The sequence below is a fragment of the Glycomyces tritici genome (assembly GCF_030403505.1).
In genome coordinates, this window is sequence record NZ_JAUEMJ010000013.1 from 125,719 (window position 1) to 139,365 (window position 13,647).

The following is a 13,647-nucleotide window of genomic DNA, read 5'->3' on the forward strand; positions in this document are numbered from 1 at the left end:
AAACTTTCTGTTGCGGGCCAACTACAACACGTGTCAGCCTTGATACAAAAAAGCCATCTGGCCTTGCGGGATGGCGGCGATAGAGGGAATTCGCGAACGCCACCATACCGAGACCGCGCGCGGGAACCCACCCGCGCGCGGTCCCCGCACACGGGCCACACCTCCTCCACGGAGGAACACCAGCGGGCGGCCGGACACACCAAACCGGCCGCCCGCATTTTCTGATTTCCGTGGACTCTTAACCGTGGAGGCGCTGGAGCTCCCGTTTGAGGATCTTCCCGCTAGGCCCTAGCGGCAGCGCCTCGACCACATGGACGACCCGGGGGTACTTGTAAGCGGCGATCTTCGCCTTCACATACGCGACCAGCTCGGCCGGGTCCGGGTCGGCGCCTTCGGCCGGCACGATCGCGGCATGGACCTCCTGGCCCTGCTCGGCATGCGGCACACCGAAGACCGCCGCGAGCGACACGGCGGGGTGACGGGAGAGCACCGCCTCGACCTCGGTCGGATAGACGTTGTAGCCGTTGCGGATGATCATGTCCTTCTTGCGATCGACGATCCGGATCACGCCGCCTTCATCCACAGTGCCCAGATCGCCGGTGCGGAACCAGCCGTCGACCACGGCCAGGGCCGTGGCATCGGGGCGGCCGAGGTAGCCCTTCATGAGGTTGTGGCCGCGCACCACGATCTCGCCCAAGGACTCGGGAGGCAGCAGCTCGATGCGGTCGTCGATCTCCGGGTCCGCGACCGCCACGTCGACACCCCAGATCGCCTTGCCGACCGTGCCGGGCCGGATCGGTTCGGACACCAGGTTGAAGCTGCACACCGGCGAGGTCTCGGTCAGGCCGTAGCCTTCGTGGACCTGCGCGCCGTATGCGGCTTCGAATGCCTCCAGCAGGGCCGTCGGCAAGGGCGCGCCGCCTGAGATCGCGTACCGCAGCGGCGGGCGGTCGGCGGATCGGCCCGCGGCCGCGACCATTGCGGCGTAGTTCGTGGGCACGCCCGCGAACACCGTGGCCCGATGCCGGACCAGGAGCGCCAGGGCCTCGTCGGGGTCGAACTTCGGCAGCAGGATGATCGCCGCGCCCCGCCGGAAGCCGGCGTTGAGCACCACCGTCTGGCCGAAGGTGTGGAAGAACGGCAGCCCGCCGTAGAGCACGTCATCGGGCCGGTACTCCCAAGTGTCGATGAGGCAGGTGTGGACCTGCTCGACCACCGCGAGGTGCGAGCCGACCGCGCCTTTGGGGGTGCCCGTGGTGCCCGAGGTGTACAGGATCGTGGCGGCGGCGAGCGGGTGCACTGCCGCATAGCGTTCGATCGGTTCGGCTGCGGCGGCCTCGTCTTCCAGTCGCGCAACGGGTTCGCCGCCCGACTCGAGACCCGCCGGGGCGAGGACCGTGAGCAGCGGGACCCTCGCCAGCGCGGCTGCGGGGGCGGCTTCGCCGAGGAACGGGGCGGCGGCTACGACCAGGTCGATGTCGGCGTCCTCCAGGACGAACCGGATCTCCTCTGTCTTGAACAGCAGGTGCACGGGGACGGCGACGGCGCCGAGTGCGAGGACCGCGTAGTAGACGCGGGGGAAGTCCGGCACGTTGGGGACGATCATCGCGACCCGTGAGCCGGGGCCGATGCCGCGGGCGGCGAGGGCGCCGGCGTAGGCGCGGGTCTGGTCCCAGAGGGTCCCGTAGGAGATGGTCTGGTCCATGAAGTGCAGGGCCGGGGCTTCGGGGCGGCGGCGGGCGGATTCGGCGAGGATGGCGGCGATCGAGAGGGTCCCGTGGCCGGGGCCGTCGATGGCGTCGTCGTGCGGTCCGTTGGGCTGGTGCGTCATTGCACGTCTCCTTCGTTCAACGCTCATCCTGCCCTGTTCGGGCGGGTGGTGTCATCGTCCTGAGGCGAGCCATGCCGTGGGGTCTTGGCGGATGCGGTCGACGACTGCCATTGCGGCGCCGATCGCGGCGGCGTCGGGGCCGAGTGTCGCGGGGCGGACGGTGATGGGGGCCCAGCGGGCGGAGAGGACGCGCTGGTTGATCTCGGTTTGGACGCCGGCGATGAGCCAGGAGGAGAGGAGGGCGTAGCTGCCGCCGAGGAGGACGGTGTCGATGTCGAGGAGGTTGAGGACGTTGGCGATGGCGATGCCGAGGGCGGTGGCGGCGGTGTCGAGGGCGGCGATGGTTTCGGGGCGGCCGGCGTCGGCCCAGGTGAGGAGGGTGGCGTCGGGGGTGAGGCCGTGGGGGAGGGTTTCGCCGTCGAGGAGGGCGGCGAGGCCGGCGTAGGTCTGGAGGCAGCCGTGTGAGCCGCAGCGGCATGGTTTGCCGTGGGGGTTGACGGTGAGGTGGCCGAGTTCGCCGCCCCAGCCGTGGGAGCCGCGCAGGAGGCGGCGGTCGAGGATGATGCCGGCGCCGATGTCGAGTCCGCCTGAGACGTAGAGGAAGTGGTCGGGGGTGGCGCGGTGGAGTTCGCCGCGGGCGGCGAGGTTCGCTTCGTTGTCCACGTTGGTGTGGACGTCGAGGTGGCGGAGGTGGTGGGCGAGGAGTGCGCCTGCGTCGACGTCGTGCCAGCCGAGGGAGGGGGCGGTGCGGACGAGCCCAGCGTCGGTGGGGCCGGGGACGGCGAGGGTGGCGGTGATGACGGTGAGGCCTTCGGCGGCGGCGGCTTCGGCGGCTTCGGTCGCCATGCGGCCCAGGCGTTCGAGTACGGCCGGGGCGGCGGTGTCGTCGATGGGGGCGAAGGCGAGGTGGCGCACGGTGCCGCTGAGGTCGACGACGCATGCGGCGAGGCCGTCGGTGCGGATGTCGAGGCCGAGTCCGGCGGGGCCGGTGCGGGAGAGGGTGAGCCCCATGCGGGGTCGGCCGGCTCGGCCGTCCGGGGTCGCGCCGGTTTCGGTGACGAGGTTTCCGGCGATGAGTTCTTCGACGATGCGGGTGATCGTGGGGCGGGTGAGGCCGGTGGCGGCGGCGAGTTCGGTGCGTGAGACGGGGGTTTCGGCGGCGAGGACGTGCCGGAATACGAGTTCGAGGTTCAGTGCGCGCAGGCGTTCTTGCCGGGCGGGGTCGTTGGAGCGGGCGGCGTTCATGCCGGGGGCCGCGCTGCGTCGGCGAGCGCTGCGGCCGCGTCTTGGGTGAGGTTGCCGTCTGCCACGACGGCGAGGATATGCCGTTCGATGTGCTGGCCGGGTTCCAGGACTAGTGGACGGTCCCATGTGAGCGATGAGCCGACGCCGAGGTAGTCGCGGGCGCGTACGAACCAGCGGTCCTGGGCGGTGGTCGCGTCGGCGGGTGCGAACAGCATCGTCCACGGCGCACTCGGACTGTGGCCGGAGACGGTGATCCAGGGGGCGGTGGTGCCGTGTACGGCGCGCACGCCGGTCCCGGCGGGGCTCTGCACCCGCACTTGTCCGTTGACGGCGGGTCCGCGCCAGAAGAACCCGCCGTATCCGGCGCCGGCGCGCCCGAGGGAGGCGGGGCTGCGGATCGGCAGCGGCCGGTCGGTGGCGTTCGTGAGCCGGGTCTGGACGGAGAGCGTCCACGCGTCCGAGGTCAGTGGGGCGCAGGCGATCGCGCGCCGCTCGCTGAGGAGGGCCGCGCCTTGCCCGTCGACCCAGTGCAGGGTGTGGGCCAGTTCGGATTCGGTGTGGCGCAGCCAGCGCCGGTGGTGTTGTGCGCCGTGGTCGTCGAGCCAGGCGGGGCCGTGTCCGGCGACGAAGGTGCGGCCGCCCCAGAAGTTGCGGCCGCCGATGTCGGGTGCGGCGATGCTGATGCCGAGCTGGTGGGTGTGAGAGTGGGGGCGGGCGTCGGTGACGGTGGTGCCGGCGAGGGTGCGGACGGGGTGGAGGTAGGGGCGGGGTGCGGTGGAGGCGGGCAGGTCGGAGCGCCATACGTAGTCGGCGACGTCGTGGCCGTGGACTTGGAGTCGCAGGGGCTGGTCGGCGTGGAGTGCGCGGGCAGTGCCGGAGTGCTCCATTGCGGCTCCAATCACTTAGGCCTCGCGGGGTGCGGGGCTTGCCGCGGCGGCTTCGACCAGGGCTTTGATGGCTTGTGGGCTGAGGTCGCCGTCCGCGATTACCGTGATGATACGACGCGTGGGGCCGTTGCCGGGGGCGGCGGTGAGGGGCTTGGTCCAGGCGAGGGCGGGGCCGGCGCCGAGGTAGTCGTCGCCGCGGACGAACCATGGTTCGCGTTCGGTCTCCGGGTTGATGAGGATCAGGGTCCAGGGTGCGGGGCCGCTGTTGCGGAGTGCGAGCCAGGGGACGGTCGAGCCGTGGAGGTGTGCGATGCCGTTGCGGTCTGGGCCGAGGATGGTGGTGTCGCCGTTGCCGAGGGGGGCGCGCCAGAAGAATCCGCCGTATCCGGCTCCGGTGCGGCCCTTGGCTCCTGGGCTGGAGAAGTCGAGTGGTGCAGCGGTCAGGTTGCGGAGGGTGTAGCGGAAGTCGAGGGCCCAGGCGTGGTGGTCGAGGGGTCGGGCGGTGATGCGGCGGTGTTCGTGCAGGAGGGTGGTCTGGTCGGGGCCGATCCAGTGGAGTTCGTGGGTGAGGTCGGTGTCGGTGCGGGTCTCCCACCGGTGGTGGCGTTGTGTGCCGTGGTTGGGGAGGAGCGTTGAGCCTTGGTCGCGGACGTAGGTTCGGCCGCCCCAGAAGTTGGCGCCGCCGGCATCGGGGACGGCGAGGCCGGCGCCGAGGTGGTGGCGGTGGTCGGGGGGCATCGCCTCGGTCACGGTGGTGCCGGTGAGGGTGCGCACGGGGTGGAGGAACGGTCTGGGTGACAGGGTGTTCGGGAGGTGCGGGCGCCAGACGTATTCGGCGACGGTGCGTCCGCCGAGGATGAGGGGGACGGTCTGGCTGAGGGTGAGCGGGTCATGCATGGGTGTCCGTGGCGGTGATGCGCACGGCGTCGAACGTGGCGGTGCCGTGGCCGGTGGCGAAGAGGCCGAGTGCGGCGCCGACCCAGCGTCCTTCGGTGGCTTGGAACGGTTCGCCGACGGGTTGCGGGGTTTCACCGGGCAGGTGGGCGAAGAACTGGCAGCGGCCGGTCGCGTCGACTTCGACGCCGACGATGACCGCAGTGGCGTCCTTGATCGGTAGGGGGCTGCCGTTGTCGCGCGGCGGTTCGCCGCCGGAGGCGGTGCGGCAGGTGACGGTGGTGGTGTCGTTGGTGCGTGCCAGGCCGATACAGGCGTAGTCGTCGCCGACGACGGCGAGGCCTGCGGTCGTGCCGGGCGCGGCGTCGTCGAGGCGCATGGTGGTTTCGGCTCGGCAGCCGCCGTCGGGGAGGCGCTGGCCGAGGAGGTTGGGCAGGTGCCGGAGGTCGGGGTCGTCGGTGGGGACGCAGGTGAGTGTGAGGCCGGCGGGGTCGGTGGCGGCCCAGTCGGGTTCGGGGTTGGCCTGCCAGGCCCATTGGGGGCCGATGCCGGTGGTGAAGTCGTCGGAGGCGGCGGGTGCGGCGGGCGGTTGGCCTTGCACGGGCTTGGGGTGCAGGGTGACGGGTTGGCCGTTGTCGCCGATGACGGGCCAGCCGTCGTCGTTCCAGCGCATGGGTTGGAGGTGGACGACGCGTCCGAAGACGCCCTTGTCCTGGAAGTGCAGGAACCAGTCGTCACCGTCCTGTGTGGTCACCCATGCGCCCTGGTGGGGGCCGTTGATGTCGGTGTCGCCCTGTTCGAGGACGATGCGCTCCTCGTACGGCCCGAAGGGGTCGCGGGATCGGAACGCGGACTGCCAGCCGTCTGTGACGCCGCCGGCGGGGGCGAAGATCCAGTACCAGCCGTCGCGTTCGTAGAACTTGGGGCCTTCGAGGGTGCGGTATCCGGGCAGCTCGTCGCCGTCGATCACCACTTCGCCTGCATCGAGCAGCGCGGTCGCGTCCTCGCTCATGCGGTGCACGGTGAGTCGGTTGTTGACGCCCGCGCGGCTCTTGGCCCAGCCGTGCACCAGGTATGCGGAGCCGTCGGACGCCCAGAGGGGGCAGGGGTCGATGAGGCCCTTGCCGCCCTTGAGGAGGTGCGGGGTGGTCCACTCCCCCGCCGGGTCTTCGGCGCTGGTGGTGAACAGTCCCCGGTCGGGGTCGGGGTAGACGATCCAGTACCGGCCGGCGTGGTGGCGCAGGGCCGGGGCCCAGACGCCGCCGCCGCGCTGCGGGGTGCGGAAGTCGGCTTCGGGTACGAGCCGGTCGAGGGCGTGGCCGATGATCGTCCAGTTCACGAGGTCGCGGCTGTGGAGGATCGGCAGGCCCGGTACGCGGTGGAAGCTGGAGGCGACCAGGTAGAAGTCGCCGCCGACGCGGATCGCGTCGGGGTCGGACCAGTCGGCGCGCAGGACCGGGTTGCGGTAGGTGCCGTCGCCGTTGTCGGAGGTGAACCTCGAAAGGAAATGGCGCAAGGTGTTCCCGTTCGTCGTGGGGGCCGCTATTTGAGGCCGGTGGTGGCGATGCCTTTGACCAGGTATTTCTGTCCTGCGATGAAGAACCCGATGATGGGTGCGAGGGAGAGCACCGACATCGCGAACATCTGGCCCCACTGGGATTGGCCTTCGGAGTCGATGAACTGGCGCAGCGCGAGCGGCACGGTGTACAGCTCCGGGTCGGTGAGGTACAGCAGCGGCCCGAAGAACTCGTTCCACACGGAGATGAACGTGAAGATCGCGGTGGTGGCGAACGCGGGGCGGCACAGCGGCAGGATGATGCTCCAGAAGGTGCGGAACGGGCCGCAGCCGTCGATGCGGGCGGCGTCGTCGAGCTCCTGCGGGAGCGAGCGCATGAACTGCACCATCAGGAAGATGTAGAACGCGTTGGTGGCCAGGAAGTTCGGCACCAGGAGCGGGTAGTACGTGTTGAGCCACCCGAGTTTCGCGAACAGGATGTACTGCGGGATGAGCAGCACGTGCCCGGGCAGCATCATGGTGCCGAGCATGAGCGCGAAGAAGAGCTTGCGTCCGGTGAAGTTGAGCCGCGCGAACCCGTACGCCGCGAGGGAGCAGGAGAACAGGTTCCCGATGATGCTGAGCACGACGATGATGATGGAGTTCGAGAAGTAGATCCCGAAGTCGTATTCGAGCGCGTTCCAGCCCTCGGTGTAGTTCGACGGGCTCCATTCGGTCGGCCACAGCGAGAGGTCCTCGAAGATGAGGCCGTTCGGTTTGAGCGAGCTGGAGACGAGCCACAGCAGCGGGTACATCATGACCAGGCCGATGGCGCAGAGGATCACGTGTCGGGAGAAGCGGCTCTTGCGGGTGCTGCCGAACCGCTCGATGAGCGCGTCGGCGTCCTCATTGGGCTTGGCGGCACTGCGCTTGGCGGCCCGCGGGGTCTGCATGGTCTGGGACATGGGTGGGACCTCAGCTGTCGTAGTTGACCCAGTACTTGGCGGTGAAGAAGGTGATCGCGGTGAACACGGCGATGATCACGAGCAGCGTCCAGGCCATCGCCGAGGCGTAGCCCATGTTGAACTGGCCGAAGCCCTGCTGGTAGAGGTACAGGTTGTAGAACAATGTGGAGTTCGCCGGTCCGCCGCCGCCGTTGTTCATGACGAAGCCCTGCGTGAACGTCTGGAACGAGGCGATGAGCGACTGGATCAGGTTGAAGAAGATGATCGGGCTCAGCAGCGGCAGGGTGATGGAGCGGAACCGCCGCCATTTGGAGGCGCCGTCGACGGCGGCGGCCTCGTAGTACATGACGGGGATCTGCCGCAGTCCGGCCAGGAAGATCACCATGGGCGAACCGAACGTCCAGATGTGCAGGATGATCAGCGTCGTGAGCGCGTAGTCGGGGTCGGAGGTCCAGGAGATCGCGTCGATCCCGAACCAGCCGAGGAAGGCGTTCACGATCCCGTCGAGCCCGAACACGTAGCGCCACAGGAGGACGACGGCGACGCTCGCGCCGAGGAGCGAGGGCAGGTAGAACACGGCCCGGTACCAGGGCAGGCCCCGGATGCCGCGGTTGAGGATCATCGCCACGCCCAGCGCGGCCGCGAGCGAGAGCGGCACGGACACGAACGTGTACACGAACGTGACCTTGAGGGATTTGAGCAGCACGGGGTCGCGGAACATCTCCGCGAAGTTCTCCAACCCGATCCACTTCGGAGCGTTCAGCAGGTTGTAGTCGGTGAACGCGAGGTAGAGCGACGCGAAGAACGGGACGATCGTGAAGAGCATCCCGATGAACCAGGGCAGCAGGAACAGGTAGCCGGCGCGGTCCTTGCGCACCCTCCTCCGCCGCGGCTGCGGCGGAGGAGGGGCGACCGCCCCCGGCATGACGGCGGTCTCGGTCGGCGTGGCGGTCACCCTTCGATCGCCGCCGTCGCCTCGGCGATGAACTGGGCGGCCCCGTCGGCGGGCGACTGGCGGCCGAACTCGACCTCGACGGCGATGACGTCGAGGAAGTCGGCGATCGCGCTGCCGCCCGGCGGGTACGTGTAGGAGCGCGGCAGGTCCTCCGCCTGCAGGCCCATGAGGTACTCGGTGGCGGCCAGGTCGTCCGGCTCCAGGGAGCCCTTGATCTCCTCGGCCACGGCCGCACTCGCGGGCACGCCGCGGGTGGTGCCGGTCGCGAGCGAGGCCTCCGGGTCGTTCGTGAGGAAGTCGAGGAGCTTCACGGCCTCCTTCGGGTGCTTCGAGGCCGCGGCCACCGACCACAGGTGCGGGCAGTCAACCGATTGCCCGCGCCGGACCGCCTGCGTCTCACCGGGAATGCGCAGCAGCGCGAGGTTCCCGCCGCACGCCTCGTTGTACCCCAGGAAGTTGTTCGTCGGGATGATCTGGGACGCGAGCTTGCCCTGCGCGATGTACGACTGGTCGGCCCCGCCGCCGATCTCCTCGAAGAAGCCCGCCGGCGGGTACGCGCCCGAGCGGCGCATTCCGTCGGCCAGCTCGAACCAGGCCTGCATGGTGCCCGCGGAGACGCCGAGCCTCCCGTCCTCCGTGAAGAGGTCCTCGCCCTGCTGGCGGACCCAGACCACGAGGTTCTGGAGCGTCTGCACGTCGTACCCGGTGCCGTAGACCTCCTGGCCGGAGGCGTCGCTGACCGCCTGCGCGAACGCCGCCAGGTCGTCCCAACTCCACGTGTTCCCGTCGGGGACCGCCACGTCGTACTGCTCGGCGAAGTCCTTGCGGATGACGAACCCGACCGCGTTGAGCCCGGCCGGCACCCCGAAGACGCTGCCGTCCACTTCGGCCAGGTTGGCCGCGTTCTCGCTGAGGCCGCTCAGGTCGATGTCGTCGGCGTACTCGTTGAGGTCCAGGAGCGCGCCCCGGTCGGCGTACTCGCGCAGCGAGTCCATGCGCATCGCCATGAGGTCCGGCGCGTCGTTCGCGGCGAACCGGGTCGCGAGCTTGTCCTGGTAGGGGCCCGAGTCCTGGTACTCGACCTTGATCGTGATGCCCGGGTTCGCCTCGGTGAAGATGTCGAGGGCGGCCTGGGTCTTCTCGGCCCGGGTGGCGTCGCCCCACCAGACCATGTTGAGGGTGACGCCGTCACCGCTCTCGTCACCGCCGCCGCCGCCGAAGCCGCGCCCGCAGGCGGCGAGCCCGGGGACGGCGGCCAGGCCGAGGCCGGAGAGCTTGAACAGGTTGCGGCGGTTGAACTCCGAACCGGAGGCGGGGGGTCGTTCAGTGGTCACGCTGGAGGTCCCTTCACGCGGACGAGGGGTCGGGCCATCGATCAGACTCGATGAGTGGGACTCAGGCTAGGACCGCGGATCAGGTTATGTCAAGTCATGAAAAAAATTAGATGGAAGTTTCGGCAACCCATTGACGTAAATCGATGACCATGCTTAGGCTGGGCCGAGCAGACGCCCACCCTCCACCGATAGGAGCGTCACATGAACCCTTCAGCGACAGGGCATCCGACCCGCCGGAGGCTGCGCCGCGCCCTGGTCGCGGCCACCGCCGCGGCGGGCCTGGTCCTCGCCGGACTCACCGCCGCCACCGCCCTCCCGGGCGCCGAGGCCGTCCCGCCCAGCCGCCCCGGACACGGCTGGTCCGACACCGCCGACGGCTTCGCGTCCCTCCCGGGACTGGGACGCGGGCCCACCACCGGCGGCGCCGCCGGCGAGACGGTCACCGTCGACACGATGGAGGCCCTGCACCGCTACGTCACCGCCGCCGAGCCCTACGTCATCCAGGTCGCCGGCGCGATCGACATCAACCCCAAGGGCACCGAGCTCAAGGTCGCCTCGAACAAGACGATCATCGGCATCGGCACCGAGGGCGAGATCGTCGGCGGCGGCTTCTTCCTCGGCACCGGCGTCCACAATGTCATCATCCGCAACCTCACCATCCGCGACACCCTCATGCCCGAGGACGACCCCGACGACAAGGAGTTCGACTACGACGCCATCCAGCTCGACACGGCCGACCACATCTGGATCGACCACAACACCCTCACCCGCATGAACGACGGCCTCCTCGACAGCCGCAAGGACACCACGTTCCTCACCGTCTCCTGGAACCGGTTCTTCGACAACAACAAGACCTTCGGCATCGGCTGGACGCCCAACGTGACCTCGCAGATCACGATCCACCACAACTGGTTCAAGAACACCGTGCAGCGCAACCCCAGCGCCGACAACATCGCGAACCTGCACATGTACAACAACTACCTGCAGAACGCCTCGGCGTACGGCAACTACGTCCGCGGCGCCACCAGCGCGGTGATCGAGAACAGCTACTACGAGGGCACGCACAACCCGTACTACACGGTCGCGGGAGAGCTGGTCCAGCGCGGCAACATCACCGTCGACTGCACCTGGGACGACGTGATCCGCGAGCAGGGCGACGCGTTCGACCCGCACGACTTCTACGACTACCGGGCCGACCCTGCCGCCGCCGTGCCGGCCCTCCTCAGCGAATTCAGCGGACCGCAGCCCGAGATTGGGACCTGAGCTGCGGGGGTGCTCCTAGATGGACACTGTCGTTGGATTCGGGCGGCGGCCCCCGGTGCTGTGCACCGGCGTCGGGGGCCGCCGCCCACTGCTGCGCCGCGCGAGCTGGTGCCCGCGGCTCAGGGCAGGAGGTGCGCGGGCGCGTCCTCGCGGCGGAAGAACGCGAGCCGGCCGGTCTTGTCCGGCAGCTGCACTTCGGGTCCGAAGGTGAAGCCGGTGCGGCGCAGGCGGGCCGCGGCCTGCTCGTTGCGGGTGTCGGGTTCGACGACGACCCTTCGGTGCTTCGGGTCGGCGAAGAAGAACGCGACGAGCACGCCCATGAGGACGCCGGTGAAGCCGACCTGGGCCCGGTCCCCGGCGGCGGCGACCAGCAGGTGGGCGCCGATGTCGCCGGGTTCGACCTCGTAGCATTCGCCCACGGGGTCGGCGCCGGGGTCGTAGGTCTGGAGGAGCGCGATCGGTTCGCGGTCGCGCAGGACGAGGTAGGCGTGGTGCGTGGCGAGCGCGTCGAGGTACTCGTAGATCTCGAGCACGTACTCGCGCGAGTGCTCGGTCATGCCCCAGAACTTCGCCCGCTCCTGGGTGACCCAGCCGTAGATGAGGTCGAGGTCCTCGGCCGGGCTGACGGGCACGATGGACACGGTGCCGAAGCCCTCCAATGCCTGCTCGAACACGGTCGGACGGTCGATCATGCGGTACTCCTCGCGCAGTTGCGGCCAATCGGTGACGACGGGGACGAGTTCGCCGTCCCGCCAGAGCGGGAACTGGTCGCGCAGGTGCGGACCGGGCGCCCCCGACGTTCCGAAGGGGACGATCCAGCGGCTGTGCTCGCGGTCGGCGAGGTCCCAGGCCCAGCGGGCGGCGGGGCCGCGGGCGAAGTCCTCGGTGATCCCGGGTGCGCCCGAGGTGGACAGGACGCAGTCGGCGTCGCCTGACATGCCGGTGATCGCCTCGGGCGGGTCGACGTCCCGCCAGGGGACGAGCCGGTGGACCTCGCCCCAGGTCGTGTCCGGTTGCGCCGCAGCCGCGTCGAGCGCGTCGCGCAGTGCCGCGTCGCGCTGCTCGAGCGTGACGAGGTCGCCGTTGAGCAGGTGTTCCAGGGCGAATCCGATGCGCACTTCGAGGACGAGCCACGGCGCGAAGACCTCGGGGTAGCGGGAGGGGGCGCTGAGCGGTGCGAAGACGGGCAGTGCGGCGAGGCCTCTGACGAACGCGGCCCGGAACGCGGCGAAGGCGGCGGCGTCGGCGCTGTCGGCGTCCATGCGGCGGTCCCAGGCGAGCAGGCGCTTGCGCAGGAGTGCGGCGGGCCCGCCGAGGTCGGAGTCGGGAAGGTCGAGGCCGGGGAGGAGGTCGAGGAGTGCGGCGGCGGTGGGCAGGTAGGTGTCGGTGTGGACGGCGGCCATGTCGGCGGCGGTCCAGTCATCGCGCCCGGCGAGGAGTTCGGTGATCCGTTCGACGCGGTGCGGGGAGCAGAACTCGACGCCGAGGTCGCCGGAGACGCCGCGGTCGTTGGCCATGGCGGCGAAGCCGTGGACGGCCTTGGCGGCCATGGGCTTCCAGCCGTGCCAGGCGTATCGCGGCTCCCAGGCGGGGACGGGGCGGACGAGGTTCTCGCGGTCGCGCTCGGGGACCCGCCCGGCGACGCGGTGGAGGAGGCCGCCGGCGGTGTCGGCGGCCATGACCACGTTCACCGGCAGGACCCAGCCGTCGAGGGCGGCGTCGACGTCGGCGACCGCGGCGGCCCGCAGGAGTTTCGGCAGGGCCGCGAATCCGAGCTCGGGATCGGCGTGCAGGGGACTGCGCAGGCTCAGCGCCGCACCGCCCGCAGCGGCGTCGGCGTCGGTGATGACCGACCCGCGCCGGGTGGTGATCACCTCGACCGGGGCCGGGTCGCCCCCGGCGACCTCGATGGTCTCGGTCCACGACTGCGCCGGCTCCCACCCGTCCGGCCCGAGCGCCTCGATGCCGCCGTCGCCGGTGCGGCGCAGCCGCTCGTGGAAGAGGTCCTGCGTGTCGGCCATGGCGTTGGTGATGCCCCAGGCCACGGTGCCGGTGTGCCCGAAGTGCGCGATGCCGGGGATGCCGGGCATCGCCAGGCCGACCACGTCGAACCCGTCAGTGCCGCCTGCGGTGCAGGCGAGGCGGATCTGCTGGTAGGTGCCGGGCAGTTGCAGGAAGCGGTGCGGGTCCCCGGCGACGATCGCGGCCCCGGAGGCGGTGAGGGCGCCGTCGACGATCCACCCGTTCGACCCGGTCGGGGCGGGGCCGTCCATGGCGAACCGCCCGACCGCGTCCTCGCCCAGGTGCTCGATGACGCGCTCGCGCCAGAGCTTCGCGGGGAACCCGGACCCGAACAGCAGGTGCTCGGCGTGCCAGACCGCGAGCGGTGTCCACGGCTCCCAAGGCTCAGGGGCCCTTCGGAACTCGGGTGCGGCGGCAGCCGCCGCGGGGAGGGCGGCGTTGGCGCCGGCGACGTAGGCGCGGACCCAGTCGGCGGTCTCCCGGTCGAGGTGGTCGAACGCGGCACGGGCGGCGCCGACGATGCCGGTCTGCCGGGCGAGGCGGTCCCAGGGCAGCCACTCGGCGCCGAAGACCGCGGCCGAGGTCCCGGTGGCGCGGCGCAGCAGGGTCTCCAACTGCCAGGCCCGGTCGGCGGCGGCGTTGTGGCCCTGGGCGAAGGCGAGCGACTGGGGGTCGGCCGCGCGCAGATGAGGGACGCCCCAGGCGTCCCGATAGCACACGAAGCTCATAGTTAGGTTAGTCTAACCTAAGCGTAAG

The 13,647-nt window shown here is 70.3% G+C and carries 10 protein-coding genes; 1 reads left to right on the forward strand and 9 read right to left on the reverse strand.

Annotated features, from left to right (window positions below; all coding sequences use genetic code 11):
- Positions 1-238: 238 nt before the first annotated feature.
- From QWI33_RS27440 to QWI33_RS27475, 8 genes are read right to left on the reverse strand one after another with little or no spacing between them, the layout of a single operon-like run.
- Positions 239-1,831 carry a long-chain-fatty-acid--CoA ligase gene (locus QWI33_RS27440; protein ID WP_289959880.1) on the reverse strand — a complete coding sequence of 531 codons (1,593 nt, stop codon included), beginning with the start codon at positions 1,829-1,831 and terminating at the stop codon, positions 239-241.
- A 51-nt stretch (positions 1,832-1,882) separates the two neighbouring features.
- Positions 1,883-3,076, reverse strand: a complete 1,194-nt coding sequence (locus QWI33_RS27445) for an ROK family transcriptional regulator (protein WP_289959881.1) — start codon at positions 3,074-3,076, stop codon at positions 1,883-1,885.
- On the reverse strand, positions 3,073-3,963 hold the full coding sequence (locus QWI33_RS27450) for a DUF6807 domain-containing protein (RefSeq protein WP_289959882.1): 891 nt from the start codon (positions 3,961-3,963) through the stop codon (positions 3,073-3,075). Before QWI33_RS27450 ends, QWI33_RS27445 begins: the two co-directional genes overlap by 4 nt.
- A 15-nt stretch (positions 3,964-3,978) precedes the next feature.
- Positions 3,979-4,860 carry a DUF6807 domain-containing protein gene (locus QWI33_RS27455; RefSeq protein WP_289959883.1) on the reverse strand — a complete coding sequence of 294 codons (882 nt, stop codon included), beginning with the start codon at positions 4,858-4,860 and terminating at the stop codon, positions 3,979-3,981.
- Entirely contained in the window at positions 4,853-6,373 is a 1,521-nt protein-coding gene (locus tag QWI33_RS27460) for a glycoside hydrolase family 43 protein (protein WP_289959884.1), read from the reverse strand. Before QWI33_RS27460 ends, QWI33_RS27455 begins: the two co-directional genes overlap by 8 nt.
- A gap of 26 nt (positions 6,374-6,399) precedes the next feature.
- Complete coding sequence (locus QWI33_RS27465) at positions 6,400-7,317, reverse strand: carbohydrate ABC transporter permease (protein WP_289959885.1); 918 nt, start codon at positions 7,315-7,317, stop codon at positions 6,400-6,402.
- A gap of 10 nt (positions 7,318-7,327) precedes the next feature.
- Entirely contained in the window at positions 7,328-8,242 is a 915-nt protein-coding gene (locus tag QWI33_RS27470; RefSeq protein WP_353895568.1) for a carbohydrate ABC transporter permease, read from the reverse strand.
- A gap of 26 nt (positions 8,243-8,268) precedes the next feature.
- Positions 8,269-9,606 (reverse strand): ABC transporter substrate-binding protein, encoded by a 1,338-nt coding sequence (locus QWI33_RS27475; RefSeq protein ID WP_289959887.1) that lies wholly within the window; start codon positions 9,604-9,606, stop codon positions 8,269-8,271.
- A gap of 201 nt (positions 9,607-9,807) precedes the next feature.
- Between QWI33_RS27475 and QWI33_RS27480 the strand changes: the two genes are divergently transcribed.
- Positions 9,808-10,869 carry a pectate lyase family protein gene (locus QWI33_RS27480; protein ID WP_289959888.1) on the forward strand — a complete coding sequence of 354 codons (1,062 nt, stop codon included), beginning with the start codon at positions 9,808-9,810 and terminating at the stop codon, positions 10,867-10,869.
- Positions 10,870-10,988: 119 nt separating this feature from the next.
- On the opposite strand, the gene QWI33_RS27485 is transcribed toward QWI33_RS27480, so the two are convergent.
- Positions 10,989-13,619: a GNAT family N-acetyltransferase gene (locus tag QWI33_RS27485; protein WP_289959889.1), complete on the reverse strand. Its 2,631-nt coding sequence runs from the start codon at positions 13,617-13,619 to the stop codon at positions 10,989-10,991.
- Positions 13,620-13,647: the final 28 nt, after the last annotated feature.